This window comes from Altericista sp. CCNU0014 (genome assembly GCF_044923475.1).
Lineage (GTDB): Bacteria > Cyanobacteriota > Cyanobacteriia > Thermosynechococcales > Thermosynechococcaceae > JAAURS01.
In genome coordinates this window covers 154,320-176,122 of the sequence record NZ_CP137338.1, presented here as the reverse complement: position 1 = coordinate 176,122, position 21,803 = coordinate 154,320, and the positions used below count along the sequence as shown (strand labels likewise).

General features: G+C 53.8%; 20 protein-coding genes. 11 read left to right on the top strand and 9 right to left on the bottom strand.

The genetic code is table 11. The features are described from left to right. Positions 1–12: 12 nt before the first annotated feature. Positions 13–552: a 5-(carboxyamino)imidazole ribonucleotide mutase gene (purE, locus tag R6H26_RS00950; RefSeq protein WP_404787538.1), complete on the bottom strand. Its 540-nt coding sequence runs from the start codon at positions 550–552 to the stop codon at positions 13–15. A gap of 178 nt (positions 553–730) precedes the next feature. Between purE and R6H26_RS00945 the strand changes: the two genes are divergently transcribed. Beyond that, positions 731–1,048, top strand: coding sequence for a hypothetical protein (locus tag R6H26_RS00945; protein WP_404787536.1), 318 nt, complete (start codon positions 731–733; stop codon positions 1,046–1,048). A gap of 217 nt (positions 1,049–1,265) precedes the next feature. On the opposite strand, the gene R6H26_RS00940 is transcribed toward R6H26_RS00945, so the two are convergent. Beyond that, positions 1,266–1,934: a cytochrome b/b6 domain-containing protein gene (locus tag R6H26_RS00940; protein ID WP_404787535.1), complete on the bottom strand. Its 669-nt coding sequence runs from the start codon at positions 1,932–1,934 to the stop codon at positions 1,266–1,268. 217 nt (positions 1,935–2,151) lie between these two features. Between R6H26_RS00940 and nagA the strand changes: the two genes are divergently transcribed. The 4 genes from nagA to R6H26_RS00920 all read left to right on the top strand — a co-directional run bounded on the left by nagA (position 2,152) and on the right by R6H26_RS00920 (position 7,321). Further along, complete coding sequence (gene nagA, locus R6H26_RS00935) at positions 2,152–3,360, top strand: N-acetylglucosamine-6-phosphate deacetylase (RefSeq protein WP_404787534.1); 1,209 nt, start codon at positions 2,152–2,154, stop codon at positions 3,358–3,360. Next, a complete protein-coding gene (locus tag R6H26_RS00930; protein WP_404787532.1) occupies positions 3,357–4,220 on the top strand; it encodes a hypothetical protein in 864 nt (287 codons plus the stop codon). Before nagA ends, R6H26_RS00930 begins: the two co-directional genes overlap by 4 nt. A gap of 190 nt (positions 4,221–4,410) precedes the next feature. Further along, a complete protein-coding gene (locus R6H26_RS00925) occupies positions 4,411–6,777 on the top strand; it encodes an HD family phosphohydrolase (protein ID WP_404787530.1) in 2,367 nt (788 codons plus the stop codon). A 106-nt stretch (positions 6,778–6,883) separates the two neighbouring features. After that, positions 6,884–7,321, top strand: coding sequence for a peroxiredoxin (locus tag R6H26_RS00920; RefSeq protein ID WP_404787528.1), 438 nt, complete (start codon positions 6,884–6,886; stop codon positions 7,319–7,321). A 94-nt stretch (positions 7,322–7,415) separates the two neighbouring features. Here the strand turns inward: R6H26_RS00920 and R6H26_RS00915 are convergent, their stop codons facing one another. Further along, a complete protein-coding gene (locus R6H26_RS00915; RefSeq protein ID WP_404787527.1) occupies positions 7,416–8,225 on the bottom strand; it encodes a Nif3-like dinuclear metal center hexameric protein in 810 nt (269 codons plus the stop codon). A 26-nt stretch (positions 8,226–8,251) separates the two neighbouring features. Continuing rightward, a complete protein-coding gene (locus R6H26_RS00910; RefSeq protein WP_404787526.1) occupies positions 8,252–9,130 on the bottom strand; it encodes a tRNA (5-methylaminomethyl-2-thiouridine)(34)-methyltransferase MnmD in 879 nt (292 codons plus the stop codon). 50 nt (positions 9,131–9,180) lie between these two features. Here R6H26_RS00910 and R6H26_RS00905 point away from each other — a divergent pair, with 50 nt between their 5' ends. Further along, positions 9,181–10,968, top strand: coding sequence for an ABC transporter substrate-binding protein (locus R6H26_RS00905; protein WP_404787524.1), 1,788 nt, complete (start codon positions 9,181–9,183; stop codon positions 10,966–10,968). A 113-nt stretch (positions 10,969–11,081) separates the two neighbouring features. Continuing rightward, complete coding sequence (locus tag R6H26_RS00900) at positions 11,082–12,314, top strand: 4-hydroxy-3-methylbut-2-enyl diphosphate reductase (protein ID WP_404787522.1); 1,233 nt, start codon at positions 11,082–11,084, stop codon at positions 12,312–12,314. 26 nt (positions 12,315–12,340) lie between these two features. Here the strand turns inward: R6H26_RS00900 and R6H26_RS00895 are convergent, their stop codons facing one another. The 3 genes from R6H26_RS00895 to R6H26_RS00885 all read right to left on the bottom strand — a co-directional run bounded on the left by R6H26_RS00895 (position 12,341) and on the right by R6H26_RS00885 (position 16,176). After that, a complete protein-coding gene (locus R6H26_RS00895) occupies positions 12,341–12,901 on the bottom strand; it encodes a hypothetical protein (RefSeq protein WP_404787520.1) in 561 nt (186 codons plus the stop codon). 107 nt (positions 12,902–13,008) lie between these two features. Continuing rightward, on the bottom strand, positions 13,009–14,004 hold the full coding sequence (locus R6H26_RS00890; protein WP_404787519.1) for a response regulator transcription factor: 996 nt from the start codon (positions 14,002–14,004) through the stop codon (positions 13,009–13,011). 387 nt (positions 14,005–14,391) lie between these two features. Continuing rightward, a complete protein-coding gene (locus R6H26_RS00885; protein ID WP_404787518.1) occupies positions 14,392–16,176 on the bottom strand; it encodes an NFACT family protein in 1,785 nt (594 codons plus the stop codon). 258 nt (positions 16,177–16,434) lie between these two features. On the opposite strand from R6H26_RS00885, the gene remA reads away from it, so the two are divergent. From remA to R6H26_RS00870, 3 genes are all read left to right on the top strand, one after another. After that, on the top strand, positions 16,435–16,701 hold the full coding sequence (remA, locus tag R6H26_RS00880; protein WP_404787516.1) for an extracellular matrix/biofilm regulator RemA: 267 nt from the start codon (positions 16,435–16,437) through the stop codon (positions 16,699–16,701). A 207-nt stretch (positions 16,702–16,908) separates the two neighbouring features. Further along, the gene (gmk, locus tag R6H26_RS00875) at positions 16,909–17,526 is read left to right on the top strand and encodes a guanylate kinase (protein WP_404787514.1); all 618 of its coding nucleotides are present in this window, start codon (positions 16,909–16,911) and stop codon (positions 17,524–17,526) included. Between the two features lie 144 nt (positions 17,527–17,670). Beyond that, complete coding sequence (locus R6H26_RS00870; RefSeq protein ID WP_404787512.1) at positions 17,671–18,312, top strand: peroxiredoxin; 642 nt, start codon at positions 17,671–17,673, stop codon at positions 18,310–18,312. Positions 18,313–18,461: 149 nt separating this feature from the next. Here R6H26_RS00870 and R6H26_RS00865 read toward each other — a convergent pair whose 3' ends face one another. Next, positions 18,462–19,304: a metallophosphoesterase gene (locus R6H26_RS00865; RefSeq protein WP_404787510.1), complete on the bottom strand. Its 843-nt coding sequence runs from the start codon at positions 19,302–19,304 to the stop codon at positions 18,462–18,464. 72 nt (positions 19,305–19,376) lie between these two features. Here R6H26_RS00865 and R6H26_RS00860 point away from each other — a divergent pair, with 72 nt between their 5' ends. Next, positions 19,377–21,212 (top strand): ABC transporter ATP-binding protein, encoded by a 1,836-nt coding sequence (locus R6H26_RS00860; RefSeq protein ID WP_404787508.1) that lies wholly within the window; start codon positions 19,377–19,379, stop codon positions 21,210–21,212. Here R6H26_RS00860 and R6H26_RS00855 read toward each other — a convergent pair. Next, positions 21,172–21,699 carry a methylmalonic aciduria and homocystinuria type D protein gene (locus R6H26_RS00855; RefSeq protein WP_404787506.1) on the bottom strand — a complete coding sequence of 176 codons (528 nt, stop codon included), beginning with the start codon at positions 21,697–21,699 and terminating at the stop codon, positions 21,172–21,174. The genes R6H26_RS00860 and R6H26_RS00855 overlap by 41 nt on opposite strands. Between the last annotated feature and the right edge of the window lie 104 nt (positions 21,700–21,803).

The following is a 21,803-nucleotide window of genomic DNA, read 5'->3' as shown; positions in this document are numbered from 1 at the left end:
CCATACACGACTTCAAGGGGAAGACTGAGTCGTCAAATACGCCTTAGCGCCAATCTCTGCTAAACGACGTTGCTTGGCCTGCACCATTTCCTCAAGCCCCTGCCGGAACTGTAGAACCTTCTCCAGCAGATCTGGCCGCTGTGCTGCCAAGATCTGGACTGCGAGCAATCCTGCATTTTGCGCGTTGCCGATCGCCACCGTCGCCACTGGAATCCCTGCGGGCATCTGCACGATCGAATACAGCGAATCCACGCCTTGCAAATGCCGACTGGCCACTGGAACGCCAATCACGGGCAAGGGCGTCAGCGCGGCTACCATGCCCGGCAGGTGCGCTGCGCCGCCCGCTCCGGCAATGATGACTTTCAAGCCCACGGTATGGGCGGTTTGGGCAAACTCCACCATCCGTTGGGGGGTGCGGTGCGCTGAAATGATTTCAACGCGATGGGCGATGTCGAAATCTTGACAGACGGCGATCGCCGCTTCCATCGTCGGCAAGTCAGAATCGCTTCCCATGATAATGGCAACTTCTGGCGTCGGTTCTGAATGGAACATGAGGGGACGAACTCCGTAAAGGATTTTTAAGGATGGTGCGATTAGATGGGTATCGTTTTGTATCGAACTATCGAGTTATACAAACTTCTATTGCAAAACTGGGCCATTATTAGAAATAACCCTTCGGTTTATTCAGAATGGAGCTAGGGTTGTAACACGATTTAACGTTTCTAGGGAAATGGTTATGAATGGTTTACTGCAAAAATACCGCTTCGCCTGCACGCTAACTTTTGGGGATATCTACGGTCAGGTGATGATTTGGCTGATCGTCATTTTTATTAGCCTGGGTGCGGCCATTGCGATGTATCAGAATCCCGTCTATGCCTTTCTGACGAGCGGCCTAATTTTGGTGTTGTCAGTACCATTTCTGCTGTTTGCGTTTGTAACGACTTTATTAAATCACATTGAATTACTGCCTGCGGATTCAGTCGTGCAAAAAACCCAGTCTAATTCGACCGTCGCGGTCGAACCTTCGCGCATCGTTCAGCCGGGGTAAAAACGAGAGAGTTTGATTCATCGCGCGCGATGAAAAGATCTGAGTCAAGCTCTTCAATCCGGATTTACAACCACTCATGGGAATTTTGAGTGTGGGTATGCCGACCTTTCTCTCGGGTCGGCTTTGCTTTGGCTGGTTTGCTTTGGCTGGTTTGCCTCAAGCGCGAAATGTTGGATTGCGCTCGCGCTTCGCCTAACCTCCCGCTATTTGCCGCATTTTAGGGATTAAAAACGGGTAGGATGAAGGCTAAGATGATACCGACCATGACAATTCCTTCGATCGCTTTCAAGATTGAATCGGAATGTTTAAACTGGATTCCTTGAAGCCAAGATTGGGGGCGATCCCCTTGGCGTATTTTCCAATCGAACATCGAGAGGAGGAGTGGCGTTCCGCCGACCTTCGCGCCAATGAGTAGGTGTATTGCAAGACTAACAAACACGCCGACCCATGCAAGTAGATGGGCTAGATACCATTGTCGATAGATCTCTCCAGCAGGGAGCCACTCTTCTTTCATCATTCGGCCAGTAATCGCAGCAAGCGTTACTGCAAGTAACATTAACGTATTGGCAAGGCGATGTAATGAAGTCCACCAAATGGGCTTGCCAAACTGTTTTAATTGACTGAAAGATCCGTCTCGAACTAAACGACGAGCGCCCAGATGAAAGCTGTATAAGGCAAAGACGGGTAGAAACAATAGGAAGGTTAGAGCAATGGTGCCATGAATGCCTTGAATGTCAGCCAGCGCGGGTAAGGCAATACTTCCCCAGCGCTTGTCGTAGGTGTTATAAACCCAAAAACCTGAAATTAAGGCTAGAACGGTTAATATTGCAGCAGCACCATGTAGTATTCGAAGGAGAACAGGCTGATATAGATTAGATTGGGTCATACCTAAAATTGTTCTGGTCAGGAGTTCCTCGAACTATATCAAAATCAAGAATTTTAGGCAAAGACTCGAGCGCATCGCGAGTATGAAATTAATTTTTAATATAGCGAAGTGATTTAATTAAAATTGCAAAAAAAATAACGCGTTTACTTTTCTTTTGGATGGATGTAATGAACTTATTTAATGATTATTTTTGTAGCAATAAGATGTATTGGCTGCCATGAAATCATCTTTCTGCTACTGGATTGTCAATGCCCACCTTCTCGGATATCAAGGGCGACAGCAGCTCGCGCTAGATGAGTTGGGGAAGATTCTCGCCATTATGCCGATGGATGGGGCAAGATCGGTTTTGCAATCTAGCGTTGATGTTGCGGGAGATTGGCTCTCTCTAGGCGGTTTAGACCTTCAGATTAATGGAGCCTTAGGGCTAGCATTTCCAGATTTAGGGCCAGATAAAGCGTTACTGCTAGAGGAGGTGGCTGCTTTTTTATGGGCGCAAGGGGTGGACGCTTTTTTGCCTACCATCGTCACCACTGCTGTTGGCAACATTCATCGGGCTTTGGATTGCATCGCTTGCTTTAAGCCCCAAGGCCACCAGCCGATCGCCCAAATTTTAGGCGCGCACTTAGAAGGTCCCTTTCTCAACGCGCAGAAGCGCGGTGCCCATCCCGAAGCGTATCTTCAGCCCCTCACTCTGGAGCGGCTGAAGCAGGTGCTCGGCTCCTACGCGCCTTGGGTAAAAGTGATGACCTTAGCCCCAGAACTGGATGAGTCTGGGGAGGCGATCGCCTATCTCCGCACTCAAAACATCACCGTCAGCCTGGGCCACTCCAATGCCACCGCCGCCCAAGCCCAAGCCGCCTTTGCCCGAGGTGCCACCATGGTCACCCATGCCTTTAACGCCATGCCATCCCTGCACCATCGCGAGCCCGGTCTGCTGGGGGTCGCTGCCCTCGCGCCAGGGGTATGGTGCGGAGCGATCGCCGACGGGCAGCACGTTGCACCGCAGATGCTGCAATGGCTGATCCGCGCCACCAATCCCGGAGAACTGTTCTTGGTCAGCGATGCCCTTGCCCCCCTAGGATTGCCGGATGGGCGCTACCCGTGGGACAGCCGGCAGATTGAAGTGACCCGAGGGACCGCGCGCCTGCCAGATGGAACCCTGTCGGGCACGACGTTACCTTTGCTAGAGGGCGTCAAAAATCTCGTGAAGTGGGGCATTTGCGACCCAGAAACGGCGATCGCCTCGGCCACCGAAACGCCTCGACAGGCCTTGGGCTTACCGGGGCTTGGCGTGGGGCAGTCAGCGCGTCAGTTACTGCGGTGGCGGCTCGCTTCCGATTCCAAAACACTAACCTGGCAAAGGCTCTGGACGGGAGACTCGTTTCCTGTCTCGGCAACGCGATCGATCGCAGGAGCGACCCCATGAACGCAGACCCGCTGCACTTAAAACTTCAGGGCCTATGGGTCGGAGCTGCCCTAGGCGAATTGCATGCCAAAGGGCAACTCGACGAACTCCCGCCTGCGGGCGAAAGAGATCTGACGGTGCGAGAAGCGTTACCGAGAACTTACCGCCTCTGCCTTCTGACCGCGCGCTGGCTGAAGGGTCCCGGAGACATCGACGCCGACCTGTGGCACTGCACCCGATGGCAAGATTCGCTCTTAAATGTATTGCCGTTGACCTTCATGTATCCGGCGATCGCCGAGTCGGAACGCTCTGCCAACGTCCAGCCCCAAGCGGCAAGCCGCATCCTCGCTGTCATTCGAACCCTAGAATGGCTCCAGCGCGCCGAGCCGCCCGAATATTTACTGTCTTATCTCCTGCAAACGCCCGGACTGCAAGAAACAGCCCTAGCCGAACAACTGGGTGCGGTGTACCGACAACTGAGCGATCGCAGTGGTATCCCGCCGCAGATCTCGAGGGACAGCTCCGCCCTCGAAGCGAACCCAGACTTCGCGATCGCGCAGGTTCTCTACCTGCTGCTCAGCGCCCCTGAAGATTTCCGCCTGACCCTACAGCGATCGGCCCTTGCCCTTCCCCATCAACCCGATTTGCAAATTCTCTTGGCCGCCTTGTCAGGCTTCCATAACGGCTTTTCGAACCTGCCCGCACCCTGGCGCTGGACCCTCAAGACCCTGCAGTGGTCTGTCGCCACACCCCTAGAAGACGGATTGCAAACGTTAGGCAACCTCTGTGCGGCGCGGTGGGCTGGTTGCCATACGCCCAGCCCAGATCGAGACTGGTCTGTCGTTGCGGTTTCCCCGCCGGGACAGCTTCGTCCGCGCTAACGCACTCGATTGAGACCTCGTTTCGTATAATGGTTCAGGTGAGGATTGTATCCGCTTCATCATCCAAGTCCGATCCTGGCAGCTTTATTTCCGAGTCCACTCCCACTGTAATGGCGACCGATCGAGATGTACCGATGGCAGTAGCGCCTCTGTTCGCGTATCTCCCTTTTTATCGAAGGGGTTCCATCGTTTGAAGGGTCTGAAGCTCGGATCCTTGAGCGAGCGGATGGGGTTTTGTTCTCCATCTGTCAAAACTCGTCGCGGTCCTACGTTTCGTCGGTCTGCTTTGTTGGCGCTGTTGGCGTTGCTGGCCCTCACCGGCACCATTGGCTATCGGTTCTACAACGAACCGCAGTTGACCGTCAACACGCGCGCCCCCCAAACGATTTATGCCCCTCGGACGGCGATCGTCGAGGATAAAATTGCAACCGCAATCGCACGCAAGGCGGCCCGCCAGACAGCGCTGAATGTTTTTACCTTAAGCCAACCCCTGACCGAGACCATTGAGAATGACCTCTCAACCCTCATGATTCAGGCTCAGGCCATTCGCAAACTGGCAGGACCGTTCCCATTTTTGCCCACCGCAACGCTTTCCATTCAGACGCAGCAAATCCTGCGACGGCTCAGCCTTTCAGAGCTAGAGGCCCTATTGGCAGCGGTGACATCCCGCGATCGCCTGGCCGAGATCGAGCCATCGCCGGAACTGCGACAGTCCGCAACCGAACTCAGCGCGTTTTATCGCAAAGCGGGCCTCACCGCACCTCAATGGGCGCGAATGCGCCAGACCGTCATCCAAGCTAACGAACGCTACCAGCTCGCCAAGCGTTCCGTTGCCGCCCAGCTCGTGACGCTGCAAGTCGAGCCGATCCTCGACCTTCCCGATCGGGAATGGGAGACATTTTATAAAAAACTCAGAGTCGTTTTGCGGCGGATGCTGGCTCAAGGCGTTGCCCCCGGACTGCTCGGCGACGTGACCAAAAAAGCCGTCGCCGCCCAAGTGGACGACTGGAGCGCACCCCACCGCGAGGCCGCAATCCAGCTTTTGCCCAAGGTCCTCCGGTCTAACCTCGCGATCGAGCCGGGAGAGACCCTGCGCCAGCAAGAACAAGCGGCGCAGCAAATTCAACCCATTCAGGTTTCTATTCGCAAAGGGGAGGAGATCGTTCGCAAAAATCAGCCCATCACCTCCGCTAGTTTCGCGCTCTTGGATAGTTTTGGGCTGAGTCAGCGGCGCGTGAACGTTCCCGGTTTGCTGATGACAGGTCTTGCCGTCGGCGTCGCGCTAGGCTTGTTTGCATGGCTGAAGGGGCGATATTACCAGCGCTGGTCCCACCAGCGCTGGTCTCCCGCAGATACGTCTTTGGTGCTGTTATTGTCCCTCGGCGCGCCTCTCTTGATCGGCCTGACGGAAGTCACCTATACGCCGCTACCAGCCGTAGGCTTGCTCCTGGGCAGCTTTTACGGATCGGCGATCGGGGCGATCGTGGTGGTCCTGCTCGGCTTTTTAGTGCCGCTGGGATTGCCATCTGCAGTCTGGCCCACCTTTGCGGCCATTGCCATCGGCAGCCTTGTCGGCAGTCTGCTGGCGGGACACGTGCGATCGCGGGAAGAATTAGCGCGCGTGGGGCTGGTGTTGGGGGTCGTGCAGGCTGTTGCCTATGCGATCTTCCTAGGCAGCACCAGCAATCCAGGGATCTACAGCCTAACTCTATCTGCGCTCCGGCAAGGACTGATTGGCGTGGGCTGGTGCATTATTGCCTTGGGCCTGAGCCCGTACCTGGAAAAACTATTCGATTTAATTACGCCGATTCGCCTGGCGGAGTTGGCCAACCCCAACCGACCGCTCCTCAAGCAACTGGCAGAAGAAGCGCCCGGTACGTTTCAGCACACGCAACTCGTCACCACCCTGGCTGAGGCAGGCGCGCGCGCCCTCAATTGTAACGTCGAGCTCGTCAGAACCGGGACGCTGTACCACGACATTGGCAAAATGCACGACCCCCAAGCATTTATCGAAAACCAATTTGGCTGTCCCAACAAGCACACCGATCTCGACGATCCTTGGTTGAGCGCCCATCTCATCCGCCAGCATGTAGAGCAAGGGCTGGTGATGGCCCGTAAAGCAGGACTTCCCTCAGCGGTACAGGCGTTTATCCCAGAACACCAGGGCACCATGCTCATCGCCTACTTCTACCATCAAGCTTGCCAGCACGCTCAGCAGTCCACTCCACCCATCGCGATTCAAGAGCGAGACTTTCGCTACGAGGGGCCAACGCCTCAAAGTCGGGAAACGGGCATCGTGATGCTGGCGGACTCCTGCGAAGCGGCTTTGCGAGCGATGAAACAAAAAGATCCTAAAGTCGCCCTGCGCACGGTGAAGCAAATCTTTAAAACCCGGTGGGAAGATGGTCAACTTGTAGATGCCAGCCTGAGCCGCGAAGACCTTGAAAGCTTAGCCAATATCTTTGTCCAAGTCTGGCAGCAGGTCAATCACGAGCGGATTGCCTATCCTCCGCCCGTTCCTGTCATGCCGCGTCAAATTCCTCAGCGGGGGGCGTGAGCTGCACGACCGCGACCTTGTCTCGTCAAGCCTTACAATGTTGAAGGCTTGACGAGACCGTTCTTTAGTCTCGGGCCTAAACTTTATGTCAAGGATGAGGTGAAATATGGCTTTAGCAGTGGGAACCCCTGCACCTGCGTTTACTGCCCAAGATACCCACGGCAATACCGTGTCGCTATCGGATTTTTCGGGTAAAACGGTGATTCTGTACTTCTATCCTAAGGACGATACGCCTGGTTGCACGAAAGAAGCCTGTAGCTTTCGCGATAACTACACGGTTTACCAAGGTAAAGATATTGTCGTTTTAGGCGTCAGTGCCGATGATGAAGCGTCGCACCAGCAGTTTACGCAGAAGTTTAACCTGCCTTTTCCGCTTTTGGCCGATACCAATCGCTCGATTATCCAGTCCTACGATGTGGATGGTGGCGGATATGCAAAGCGGGTCACCTACGTGATTAACCCCCAAGGGGCGATCGCCCACGTCTACAGCAGTATCAATACCGAAACCCACGCTACGGACATCCTGTCCGATCTAGGTCTCTAAACCGATCGGTTTTTGTGCGGAGGTGAGGCTGGTCCTGCTGGCCTCTTCAAGATTTTCCGGGGCGATCGCCCCGAACGTTCCCTAAGGTTAATCTTTAGAGCCCGCGCCCAAACTGCCGAAAGTCTTCATCGCGATCGCTCAGCTTCGCCCATTCCACCCCCGCCTGCTGCAACCGTTCTACCAATCGGGCGCAAGCAGGCCGTTCGGTCGCGTAATGACCCGCATCGATCAGGATGAGGTCGCGATCGCGGCTTTCTTGAAACTGATGAAATTTGCAGTCTGAGGTGAGGTACGCTTGCGCGCCCGTCTGGCTTACCGCGCTGATGTAGCTCGCCCCAGAACCGCCTAGAACGGCCACCCGTTCGATCGTCTGCTGGCGGTCTGCATGGGGCGAAACCAGTAAATCTGGCGGGTTGAGAGCGGTTTGAACGCGCTCTAAAAGCTGTTGGAGGGATAATGCCGGCTGCAAGTCGCCCACTCGACCGTACCCCAGGCCGTTCTGCGTTGGCTCCACGGGTTCGGGGTGCTGAAGGTCGAGCAGTTGCGCGAGGACATCGGCGGTGCCGCCTGCAACTTGGTCGAAGTTGGTATGGGCGCTGTAGACCCCAATGTTGTGGGCGATCGCCAGCCTGACCATCTCCCCAATGGCATCTCCCTTACGGACGGACTTGAGGGGGCCGAAAATGAGGGGATGGTGGGCAAAAATGAGGTTAACGGACGTGCCTTGGTGAGAGAGCGCTATCGCCTCTTTCATGACTGCTAAAGTCGGCGTCAGACAGACCAAAACCCGCGCGGGTTCGTCTAAAATTCCCGGCTCGATCTGCCAACCGCAGTTGTCCCACTTTTCTTGCCAAGCCGGGTTCGCCCAGCCTTCAAACCAGCGCATCAGTTCGGAAATCTTCATAGCGTTATTTTACCGTGCGGGCGAGCTTAACGAATGCCCCAGCGCCTGCGCCAGCTAGAGGTGGATTCGAGCTGCGTTTGCGCTTGTTCTTGCTGGTGTCGGGCGGCGATCGCTGCGGCTCCGTCGCTCAGACTCGGGTCGCGGTAAGGGATGGCAGCGCGCGTTTGGAGGTGTTCGCGTTCCATCTGCGACAGGGGGAACAGCGTCTGCGATCGCCATGCCGCTACCGTCCCTTGAGACCATTCGTGGGACGACCCCTGACTTTGGCTGAGGGGAATCGTCCCAATGCAGAGTCCTGCTGCCAGGAGTGCAGTCCGCACCGCTGCCGAGCGCGAATAGGTGGAGAGCTTCCCGTCAGCGGCCAAACACTTCGCAACCATCCCTAGAAACTCTACGGTCCAAAGCTGAGGACAGCGGCGGGGTGAAAACGGATCCAAGAAGATGGCATCCGCCTCAAAACGCTGTCGCACGAGTTGCTGTATCCCTTGACGGGCGTCCCCGATCGGCAGATGAGCGCTCAGGTTCTCTCGCTGACAGGTGTGCGTGCGGGCTAAGTCCCGCAGGACGTCCTGTACCCCGTTCGACCAGCCGTTCAGCACTTCTGGTATTGCCGCACCAACGGGTACCGTTGCGTCCAACTCCAGCCCGTAGACCTCAACCCGACAGCTTGGATTGACGCGCCAGATGCTCTCGAGCGCCGCTGCCGTGTTGTAGCCCAGACCGTAGCAAATGTCTAGCAACCGGAGCGTCGGTTGCGTTGCTTTTTGGCAGAGATCGGTAGCGGCGACAAACTTTTGAAATGCCTCTGTTTTAGCACCCTGCCTGCTGTGAAAGGTTTCGCCAAATTCTGCCGAACTAAAGGTATAGGAGCCATCTTGGGTCGGTTGGGGGGTCCAAGTTATCATTGTGCTTTAAGCTAACTACAGCGTTTGTATTCTCGAGCTAATAGACTTCAATGCTGAAGGCCATTCTATTATCCGTTCGCCGTTGGATAGTTTGGGGACTGGTGGGTTGCTTGCTAGTGGTTGCTGTTGCGGGGTGCCAGTGGCAGCTCAAGTCTGCCCAAGCTCGGGTACCCCAACTGGTTCTCAGCAGCCTCAGCGATCCGAAAACCTTTAATACGGTTTTGAGCCAGGAACAGAGCGATGTGTTTCCCCTCATTGGCGAAGGGCTGATTTCCGAAAACGGCTTGACGGGCAAAATCGAACCCGCTCTCGCTGAATCTTGGACGATCTCGACGGACGGCAAGCAGGTCGTGTATACCCTCAAGCCCAACCTTAAATGGTCGGACGGTCAGCCGCTGACCGTGGACGATGTGGTTTTTACCTACAACGACGTGTTTCTCAATAAAGAAATTCCCACTGACTTTCGAGATGTGTTGAAAATCGGCAAAACGGGCGCGCTGCCAACGGTCCGAAAACTCGACGAACGGCGCGTCGAATTTTCAATTCCAGAACCTTTTGCACCGTTTCTACGGGTCACGGGGGCGGGAATTTTGCCGAAGCATATTCTAGAAAAGTCGATTCGGACGAAAGATTCCAATGGCAAGCCTCATTTTCTCTCGGTTTGGGGCGTGAATACCCAGCCGCTCTCGAATATTGTGGTGGCAGGTCCTTACAAGATTGAAAGCTACCGCGTGGGCGAACGGGTCATATTGCGCCGTAACCCGTACTACTGGCGCAGGGGCGATCGAGGGGAGCAGCAGCCCTATGTCGAGCGGATTGCGCTTCAGGTTGTTGAGAACACCGATACGGATTTGCTCCAGTTCCGTTCTGGCGGTATTGATGTCAATGATGTCACCTCTGATTACTTTGCTCTCCTCAAGCGCGAAGAAAAGCAGCGAGGCTTCAAAATCTATAATGGCGGACCTTCTTTGCGAACGCTCTACCTCTCGTTTAACTTGAATAAGGGGCGCAACGCATCGGGGAAACCCTTTGTAGACCCGATTAAGTCGAAGTGGTTTAACAACGTCAAGTTTCGGCAGGCGATCGCCTATGCCACCAACCGCCGCGACATGCTCAACAACATTTATCAAGGGCTGGGCGATCTCCAGCACTCCATCATCCCCGTGCAAAGTCCTTACTACTTATCTCCAAAAGCAGGACTTAAAACCTACGAGTACGATATTGACAAAGCCAAGGCCCTTTTAGCTGAGGCCGGGTTTAAGTATGACGCCAACGATCGGCTCGTCGATTCCGACGGAAATCGGGTCCGGTTTTCGCTGATTACCAATGCAGGCAACAAAATCCGGGAGGCGATCGGCGCTCAGTTCAAGCAAGACTTGTCGAGGCTTGGTATTCAGGTCGATTTCAACCCCATGGCCTTTAATACCTTAGTGGATAAACTGAGCCGCTCGAAAGAGTGGGATTGTTTGCTGCTGGGCTTTGCGGGCGGAGGCATCGAACCCAACCAAAGCTTTAATATTTGGGCGGTGAATGGGGGACTCCATTCCTTCAATCAAGGCCCTGGTCCCGGTGAACCACCCTTTCCCGGCAGAGAAATTGCGGACTGGGAGCAAAAAATTAACGATCTCTACATCCAGGGCGCTCAAGAACTCAATGAAACCAAGCGCAAGGCCATCTATGGCGAAGCCCAGCAGCTCGTGCAAGAGTATCTGCCCTTTTTCTATCTGATTACGCCGCTGTCCTTTTCGGCGGTGCGCGATCGCGTCCAAAATATAAAATACTCTCCTCTCGGCGGCGCGCTCTGGAACATTCACGAACTCAAGATTGCCGAAAAATGAACCGCCTCTATCCGGGATTCGCGAGACCGCTTAGGATATGAAGTGGGTTTAGATAACGCTCGTCGTTTGTAAACGCCTTTGTCGGACGGAGTTAGGATCGGGAACAATCTGGTATGGATACAAAAACATTTAAGCGCTCCCTGCACCAATCCGAGCAGTACCACCGGAAGGGCTTCGGCCACGAGGCGGCAGTGTCCGCCCTGCTCGATTCCGAATACAAAAGCAACTTGATCCAAGAAATCCGGGACAACGGCTATACGCTGGTTCGAGGCAACGTCACCATCCGTCTGGCGGAAGCCTTCGGATTTTGCTGGGGCGTAGAACGGGCGATCGCCTTAGCCTACGAAACCCGCCAGCAGTTTCCCAAGGAGCGGATCTGGATTACCAACGAAATTATCCACAACCCCTCGGTCAACAAAAACCTGCGGGACATGGCCGTCGAATTTATTCCCGTAGACGAGCGAGGCCAAAAAGACTTTTCCATCGTCGAAGGTTCGGATGTCGTCATCCTGCCCGCCTTTGGCGCTAGCGTTCAGGAAATGCAGCTCTTGACTCAAAAAGGCTGCACCATTATGGATACGACCTGTCCCTGGGTTTCTAAAGTCTGGAATAGCGTCGAAAAGCATAAAAAAAGCGACTACACCTCCATCATCCACGGCAAATACCAGCACGAAGAGACCATCGCCACCAGCTCCTTTGCCGGAACCTATCTGATCGTGCTCAACCTCGAAGAAGCCGAGTACGTGTGCCGCTACATTCTGGAATCGGAAGAAAGTGAAGAAAGGCGATCGCAACGCAAAGCTGAATTTTTAGCAAAATTTAAGAATGCCCACTCCGACGACTTCGACCCGGAAACGGATCTCGTGCGAGTCGGCGTTGCCAACCAAACCACCATGCTCAAAGGCGAAACCGAACAGATCGGCAAGCTCTTCGAGCGCACCATGATGCGCAAATACGGCCCCACCACCCTCAACGATCATTTCATGAGCTTCAACACCATCTGCGACGCCACCCAAGAGCGCCAAGATGCCATGTTCCAGCTCGTGGACGAACCCTTAGACCTCATGGTCGTGATTGGCGGTTATAACTCCTCCAATACCACCCACCTTCAAGAGATTTCCATCGAGAAAAACATTCCCTCTTACCACATCGACAGCGCCGATCGCATCGGTCCCGGCAACTGCGTCGAGCATAAGCCCCTCAATCAATCCCTCACCCTGACCGAAAACTGGCTGCCCAAAGGTCCTCTTGTCGTGGGAATTACCTCAGGCGCTTCAACGCCAGATCGGGTCGTCTCCGATGTCGTGAAAAAAATTTTCGCGCTCAAGAGCGCTGCCGTCGCTTAGGTCTGCGCGCTCCAAGGGAGTTGGTTTTACTTAAAAACAATCATAAGCCCCATTAGCATGAAGCCAACAAACCCAACAACCGCAAGGACGTCGGTCGTTCGCTTTAGGTTGGAAACCCGACGGTCTAGCTTGTGCAGGACATCGCGGTCGGAGTAGACCGAGCTGACCATTTGTTGCAGAGAGCTTTCTACCCACTTCAATCGGTTGGCCTCCTCTCCGCTCGCGAACGGCTGCTCGGCTCCTTCTTGAAAGCCCTCGATTTTTCGATGTCGCTCTACTTCTTCCCGGAGCTGGCGGGTTGTTGCATCAAAATCGAACCGAAGATTGGTGAGCTGTGCTTGTAACTGTTCGTGGCGGATATCTACCTGAGTTTCCAGTTGCCCGAGGCGAGGTTCGACAGACGCATGGGGAGCCGTCTCTAAAAAAGTTTTAGCGCGATCGACATTGTCTTTTAGGACTTGGTAGGTATCTGACAGCGTGCTAAATTTCTCCTTGATTTGAGACAGTTCGTCTAAAATCTCCAGAGATTGGGCAAAACGTTGCCTTAGTGCGATGAGTTCCTGCTCCAGTTGGTTAATATCGTTCAATGTCAATCACCCTGCGTTCGTTTTGGCGAAGTTGTTTCTATGTTTTACGCTCGATATCATGGCAACCGCTCCATTGAAAAGGTTGCGTCTATCCCCCGCCAAAATTTCTAAGCACTTGCGTCTAAAACTCTAAGCTTCGACTTTAGCGTATTGGCTTGTTCGCATAAAAGATTGAGGTGTTGCATTTCCCAAATAGCTCTCAACCATCGGCAAGGTTCCGAGGTCGCGCCAAAAACTTGGCTCATAGAGTCAAACAGAATGCGGTTAGGCCGATCCGTCGGCCAACTGTTCAGAATGCCAGTCAGCCAACTCAGGGTCTCCTCAGCATTGACCGCCCAAGCTGCGCGACAAATTTGGAGCGGAATGGTTGGGGAAAAGCGTTGGCTTTGAGCGTGGGTAAAAGCCAACCGAAAGTAGTTCATGGCGCGTCGATCTCGCGGTTGAAATTTACAAATGAGCTGCCCAGATAGATATAGCGCGCTGACGTGGGTGGGTTGTTGCTGAAGCTGTTGCTCGAGTTGAGCCATCAGGGCAGCGGCTTCGCTCGCCTCATGGGTGGCATCCAGCAAGCGCATCATTAAGTCTGCATCGAATTGAGACGGAAGACTTAAAATCCGAGACAAATCCGAGCTGAGAAGGGGCGATTGGGGGCGGGGCGGGGCGGTTGGACTTGCAGATGTTTGAAGCGGGTTGATGTTTGCCAGCAGTTTTTCTAGCAGCCCCGGACCCATCTGACTGTAGCCCCGATCGACGGATCGGATTGAGTTCGCTAGGTCTTCAGCCGACGTGCTCTTGAGTAAATAACCCTTAGCGCCAGCCCTGAGCGCGTCGGCGATATGACTCTCTCGATCGGAGCCGCTCAGCAATAAAATGGCAATCTGGGGAAACTGGCTGGCGATCGCTTGCGTCGCTTGCACTCCATCCATGATAGGCATATGTTGATCGATTAAAAGCACGTCTGGCAAAAGCTCGGTCGCGAGGTCGATAGCTTCTTGACCGTTACTGCCCGTCCCAATGATTTCGATATCTGGCTCTGCCTCAAGGAGAACCTTCAACCCTTGAGTCACAACTTTTTGATCGTCAACAATGACAACTCTAATCATGAAATCACTTTAGTGCATGAATGCACGTTGAGATGTGTAACGATAACAACTCCCATAAAGCAGAATATTGTATCCCCCTTATGAGAGTTGTTTGTCCCAACAGCATGACATGCCCTCCCCCAGCGCGACAAGGTTTACGGCGGTCAATTACTCGCAAGGGCTTTCTATCGTTGAAGGGAATTGACCTACTGCAATCCATCGGTCTAAAAAATCATTTTGTTAAGCTGTTTCCCGTTCAAAATAATCGAAGCAGGCTATCTATTCGACCGTGCTTGCTTCGCAAAAAGGGCGGGTGAATATTCTTTGAAGATTCGCAGGAGTACGGGTTTCCTAGGAAATAAATTCATTTTTTGATTTGAGACGCGCAGGGTACTCGCTCCTGCATGTCTATCTTTTCACAGAAGGATGCTGGATTTTATCGTCGGACAGATCTGAAGGTTCTCTGGCGTGTAGGTGAGCCGAAACGTTTTGTGGGTTGCCCCAGATTACCCGCTCGTGCTTGTAAACCACCATACCGGGCTTTGCACCCTTAGGTTTGTATACATTTTTAGGTTCTGTCCACACCACGGGCACTTGGGTGCTTTGACGCGCGCGGCTATAGTAGGCGGCCAGGTTTGCGGCGTGCTGTAGGTCTTGAGGCTCGACAGCAGTGCCAGCATCAAGCCGCAGCAAGACGTGACTGCCTGGAATTTCTTGGGTATGAAACCATAGGTCGTAAGCGCCTGCAATCTTAAAACTGAGCTGCTCGTTTTGTTGATTGTTGCGCCCAATTAAAATTTCCCCTCCACTGGGGGCGGTGTAGCGATAAAAGTCCGGTCGAGCTTCGATCGGGGCGCGGTAGTCGGGATCTGATAGATACTTCTGCTGAATTAACTCTTCGCGGATCTCCGCCAAAATCTGCAAATCGTCTTCGCTGTCAAACTGCTCTAGGGCCTCAATCGTGGCTTCGACCTGCAACAAATAATCGATTTCTTGCCGCACTGCCTCTAACAAGGGTTTGACGTGGTCGCGCGATCGCCGCAATTTCTGATGTCGGCGGTAAAACACCTGGGCATTTTGAACGGCGTTGCGCTCGGGATTGAGGGGAATAGTAACGGGCTGTTCCGTTTCAAAATCAGGGAGTACGATTTGAGACATGCCCAACTGCCAAAGATGCAGGTGCGCCATGAGGAGATCGGCCTGTTGGCGATAGCGATCCGCTCGATCCGAAGCCGCCATTTGATTTGAAAACACCTCGGCTTTGACTTGAAGTTTGGCAAGGGCATGACTGAGCTTTTGCAAAAGCTGATGGCGGAGCTGCTCGAAGGACTGCCGATCGAGCTGAGCGGTATAGTAGCGATCAACTAAGTCCTGTACGGAGGTTGCCGGTCGAATCACATCCCAGCCCAAGACTGTAAAGCCGCCGTCGGCGCGCCAGCCGGGTCGAAAGGATTCGGACGCTAGCGTCGCTAACCAGCTCTGCCAGGTTTGGAATAAAGTATCCCAGCTCGACTCGGTCAAGGTATCTGTGCCTTGGGCGGGGTCTAAGTTGGCTTTTGCCAGGATTTCTAGCACGAGGGCGGAGCTGAGTCCCCGGTAGACCTTGAGGATGGTTGACTTCAGCGGCCCCGGAATGAGGGTAAGGCGATCGCGCCAAGCCTCCTGAGTTTCTTCTAAGGCCGGAGTCGGCCCCGTCAGTCCTGGCGGCAACTCATAGGGCCTTCCCGTTTGGATAGAGCGCACCCGCGACTGATTGGTCCCAACCTGATGGGCTGCGGTCACGACGAGCCGATCGGCGGTGGTCAGAATGACGTTGCTGTACTTACCCATAATTTCGACATAGAGATGCCACTGGGGCGGCTCTTGCGGGCGCTGGGCAAACTGCAAATCGATGACCCGTTCCCAAGGGGCAATTTGCTCGATCGCGACAAGGGCAAAGCCGTTGAGCTGGTGGACGAGCTGCTGACTGAAGGTAAACGTGTCGGGAGATCGCGGCGGGGCTTCCCCCATTCCAATGCGGGCGGCTTGAGGGTGCCAGCTCAGCGCGAGCCAGCCTCGCTTTTTCAGGGTTCTCAGGGCCAGCTTGACCGTAAAGCGATCGCACTGATAAACCTGCTCCAATCGCGCTGGGATCCATTGCGCGCGTAATTCGCTCTTAAGGGCGATTAACGTCGTTAAATCAACCTGCTGCACAATAGAACGCCCTAGTTAAGTTTTATGATCCGACTTTTGCAGTACTTTCCGGCAAACACCACTCTGAGCGCCATCCTAGCGAAGAAAAACTTCTATTAACACCCCAATGACAGGGATTTAGGGTTGTGACTGCCAGAGTTTTGCCGATACCATTGATCTCAGAGACACAGGGGGAGAAAACAGCCGATTGCACAAGCAAATCGATTAGCTGCTCGCGACTGACCTGTGGGGGGTAGTACATCACTTAGGAAAAAGGTCATGGATATCAAGCTTATAAATATTGGTTTTGGCAATATTGTCTCTGCTAATCGCGTCATTGCCATTGTGAGCCCAGAATCGGCACCTATTAAACGCATTATTACCGATGCTCGAGAACGCGGACAACTCATCGATGCTACTTACGGACGGCGCACTCGAGCCGTGATCGTCGCAGATTCTGGTCATGTTATTTTATCCGCCATTCAACCCGAAACTGTCGCTCATCGATTTATGGTCAGCAAAGAATCCCACGACAGTAGCGATTAATGATTTCGGTCAGCCAATTTATAATAGGTAGAGAAGAGCAACCTGTTATCTCAACGGACTCCAACTACGGTCTATGTCTTCTTTGAGGTTGCTCTATCTACTTCAATCTACCGATAATATCAAGACTCAAGATTCTGGGCTGCACTTTGGATTAGACTCAATGTCTACCGATGTTTTTGATTGACGCCTATTTCAGTCTATATTGACATGTCTAACCCATTTTCAGAGTCGAAAAATTTGATTGTTTTTACAGGGCCGAGCGGCGTCGGCAAAGGAACTGTTTTAAGAGCGATTTTAGGGCATCATCCAGAGCTGCATCTTTCTGTTTCGGCAACGACGCGATCGCCGCGACCGGGTGAGGTTGAGGGCAAACACTATTACTTTCTGACGCGATCGCAGTTTGAAGCGATGGTAGCCCAGGACGAGCTTTTAGAATGGGCCGAATTTGCAGGCAACCTTTACGGCACTCCTCGCCAACCCCTGCTGGATCGTATCGCCCAAGGCCAACGGGTCATTTTAGAAATCGAGCTAGAAGGGGCGCGTCAGGTCCGCCAGACGGCTCCCGACGCCCTGCAAATTTTTATCGCGCCGCCCTCTTTGGAGGAACTGGAAACCCGGATCCGCAAGCGCGGGCAAGATACAGATGCGGCGATCGCCCGCCGCCTGGCGCGTGCCAAAGTCGAAATTGCTTCGGCCCATGAATTCGACGTGCAGATCGTGAACGACAATTTTGAAAGGACGGTCAAGACCCTAGAAGAAGTGTTGTTTCCCAATTCATTTGGCGCGGCTGGCGCATCGCCCTCGATCGCGAAGGCTTTGCGGTAAAAATGAGCGGACAGATGAGGGGCGCTCAAACGATCGCTCAAATTATTAAGATCTGTATTCCGACCGATGAATCGGGGTTTTATGGCATGATCGATGAGTGAAGCAAGTTTAATGTTTTTGTTCTGACACCACAGGAGTTCAACCATGTCTCTGAGATTAGGGGACACCGTGCCCGACTTTACCCAAGAGTCCTCCGAAGGGACGATCCATTTTTACGAGTGGGCTGGCGATAGCTGGGTCATTCTGTTTTCTCACCCTGCGGACTATACTCCTGTCTGCACGACCGAGTTGGGCCTCGTCGCAAAGCTAAAGTCCGAGTTCGATCGGCGCAATGTCAAAACCATTGCGCTGAGTGTAGATAGCGCGGAATCCCACACGGGCTGGATCGGCGATATTAACGAAACCCAAGGCACGTCGGTCAACTATCCCATTTTGGCCGATGCAGATAAGAAAGTGTCTGAACTGTACGACATGATTCACCCGAATTCCAGCACGGGTAATACATTGACAGTTCGTTCGGTCTTTATTATCGATCCGAATAAAAAGCTGCGCTTGACGCTCACCTATCCTGCCAGCACGGGCCGCAACTTTGACGAACTGCTGCGAGTGATCGATTCGCTCCAGTTGACCGACAACTACAGCGTGGCTACTCCCGGCAACTGGTCCGATGGCGGCGACTGCGTAGTGGTACCTTCGATCCCCACGGAAGAAGCTCGCGTGAAGTTCCCCAAAGGCATCACGGAAGTGAAGCCTTATCTACGGATGACTCCCCAACCCAATAAGTAAATCGCGAATTCCATTGACGAGCGGGGGCAGGTTTAGCCAAAGGTGTAACGTTTGCACTCAAAAAGCTTTAGCAAAACCTGCCCTTTCGACGTTTCGATCGTTTCGATCCTTCTCTCAAACTTCGTGATAGGAAACAAGGAACGAACCCTTTAGGCACTTTTGAGCGTAAACACGGTGATTTCGGGGCGACAGTTAAACCGAATCGGAATACCAGAGCTGCCCAACCCTCGGTTTGTGTACTGAATCATAGAACCCACCTGATATTGTCCCAGAGGATACTTATAGGCCAAAGGCGGTAGCACCCGCTTCATGAAGGGAATATAAATTTGTCCCCCATGGGAATGTCCCGAGAGCTGAAGATCGAACCGCCCCGTAGCAGCGCTGGTATCGGCAAAGTCTGGCTCGTGGGCGAGCAGGATTGCTGCACCTGTTGAGGGAAGCGCGTCTAGGACTTTATTAAGGCGATCGCGCTTTGCCCACACATCATCGACCCCGCCAATATGGAGCTGCGCCAAAGTTCGATTGAGCGTGACAACCTGATTAGAGAGCACATCAACACCCGCTGTTTCCAGCGTTGTTTGAATGAGATCTGGATCCGTCCAGGCATCATGATTGCCTAGGATTGCTAAAGTTTTATCCGTCGGCTTCAAAGCTTTTAAGCTCATCAGATTGGGCGCATACTTCTGGGGATTCCGGGTGACAAAATCTCCCGTCAACACCACAAGATCGGGGTTCATTCGATTCACCCGATCCACAATTTTCTGAATGCGCTGAGCTGTCATCCGGCGATCGGCGTGGATATCAGACAGTTGAACGACGCGATAGCCCGCAAACTCAGGAGCCAAATGGGGCAAAGATAGCGAAACCGATCGCACTTCAATCCAATTGGGTTCGAGGTCGTGGACGTAATAAACCACCAGCAGTAAAAGACTGAAAGCCAACGCAATTTTTTGATACAGGCGAAGCTTAAAACGACGACTACGGCGATTCATAACGGCAAGTGCTCAGCGTGGAGACAGGATACAGCCTATCCCCTAGACCCGCCGATCGGCTAGGATCGCACTATGACTGATGCAACCTTTTCTTCGGACGAGCCACAGCAGCGGCGATCACCTCGTCTCAGCGATTGGCGACTCTTTCTCAGAATTGCGCCCTACGCCAAGCCCTATACCTCCACCTTGCTCGTTTCGGCAATTTTGTTGGTGCCGCTGTCCATTGCCAGCGCGATCCAACCCATCTTAATCGGACAGACGATTTCGCTGCTGAAAAATGAGCCCAGCACCTACGGCTTTTTGAGAACTCTGGATTTGCCCACGGGATTGGCCGCGCTCAGTGGGTTGCTGCTGGTAACGGTGATCTTTCGGTTTGGACTGCAGTCCTGGCAGGGGTTTCTGGTTACAAAGGTGGGCCAGCAAATTACCTCCGATATCCGCAACGATCTGTTTCACCACGTCCTTTCATTGGCAGCGCAGTTCTTCGACCGCACTCCCGTCGGTCGCCTCATTACGCGTCTGACGAGCGATGTCGAGGCCTTGGGGGACGTATTTGCAACTGGGGCGATCGGTATCGTCAGCGACTTGTTCTCGATTCTGACAATCGTGGTGACGATGTTCGCCATTCAATCGGATTTGGCGCTGCTGTTGGTGCTGCTGCTGGTGCCCGTGAGCGTTTTGATTTGGTATTTTCAGTACGAGTACCGCAAAGCAAACTACAAAGCCCGCGACGAACTCTCTGCCCTCAACTCTACACTGCAAGAAAACCTGTCGGGAATTAGCGTGGTGCAGTTGTTTCGGCGGGAGCAGTTTAACAGCCAGCTATTTCAAAATACCAACCAGCGCTACGTCAAGCAGGTAGACCGCACGATCTTTTTTGACTCCGCCGTATCTGCCACCCTGGAATGGATCGGTTTGATCGCGATCGCTGGAGTGCTCTGGCTGGGCGGTACGCGCATCCTCAACGAAACCCTCACCTTTGGTACCCTCTCGACCTTTATCTTATTTGCCCAGCGTCTTTTCAATCCGCTCCAGCAATTGGCTGAAAAATTTACCTCCATCCAGTCCGGTTTCACCGCCGTGGAGCGGATTAACAATTTGCTCAGCCAGCCCGTGGATATCCGCGATGCCGTCGCGCCGCGATCTTTGCCCCAAGCAAACGATGCCCGCGCCCTGGGAGAAGTGGCGTTCGAGGATGTTTGGCTGGCCTATAAAGACGGCGATTACGTGCTCAAGGGGCTAAACTTTACGATCCGGCCAGGGGAAAAAGTGGCGATCGTCGGGCCGACGGGGGCGGGCAAAAGCTCTATTATTCGGCTCCTGTGCCGCCTCTACGAGACCAGTCAGGGCAGCATCACCGTAGACGGCGTGGATGTAAAAGACATCGCGCAAAGCGAACTCCGCCGCTACGTGGGCGTTATTTTGCAGGATGGCTTTTTGTTTGCAGGAGACGTAAAAAGCAATATCGCCCTCGGCGAGAGCTACTCCTTAGAACAAATCAAAACGGCTGCCGCCCAAATGAACGTGGCAAGTTTCATTGAAGAACTCCCCGAGGGCTACGATACGCTGCTGCGGGAGCGGGGTACCAACCTATCGGCAGGCCAGAAACAGCTCCTGGCCTTTGCCCGCGCTGCGGTGCGCAACCCCCGCATTCTCGTCCTCGACGAGGCCACCGCCAATCTCGACGTGGGCACGGAAGTATTGATTCAGGACGCCCTAGGGCGCTTGCTGGTCGACCGGACTGCCATTATCATCGCCCACCGCCTCTCTACCATTCGCAACGTGGATCGGGTCTTAGTGCTGCGCCATGGCGAATTGGTCGAATCCGGTTCCCACGAGGCGCTGATGGAACTGAACGGGGTGTACGCTAACCTCTACCGTTTGCAAATGCTAGGACAGGCGCTTTAAGCCTGCCCGAACGTTTGGTCGAATGCCACAGGCGTTGGGCAGTATCTTCCAAAACCGAGCACGGGGCTGAAGATACGATAACGGACGGAAATACGCCGCAGCCCCAAATCGGATGCTCGACGAGGCGGCAATCGCCACTGGGGACCAGCGGATAGCCCAGGACAGATTGCACGACGGCAACATCATCCAGCGTTAGAGAGCCAGCGCGAGAATAATAGGGATGTCCCGTGCGCGGATCGAAGCCATCGGCGGCGTAGCCTTCCTGATGCAAGACGACGATGAGTTGTTTGGCCCAGTACAAAAAACGGCGACGGAGCTGTCGTTTTTGTTGTTCTGTGATGGGGGTAACTTCGTTGAGCGCGACGGAGCAAGGCTGCAAAATGACCATGACGGACTGCACGGAAACCTGCCAGTCAGGCAAAAGACTGGCCCGATGGCGATCGATGAATGGGCTGGGTTGATGGACTGAATATTGCAGGCCAATCATGCTGTAATCCCAAAGGTGAGGCCATTCTTGGTGAGTTGAGAGTTTTAACAGAAATGGGTTAGCGTGTCGATTTGCGAGGCAGCGCGCATCTCAGGCAGCTTGGG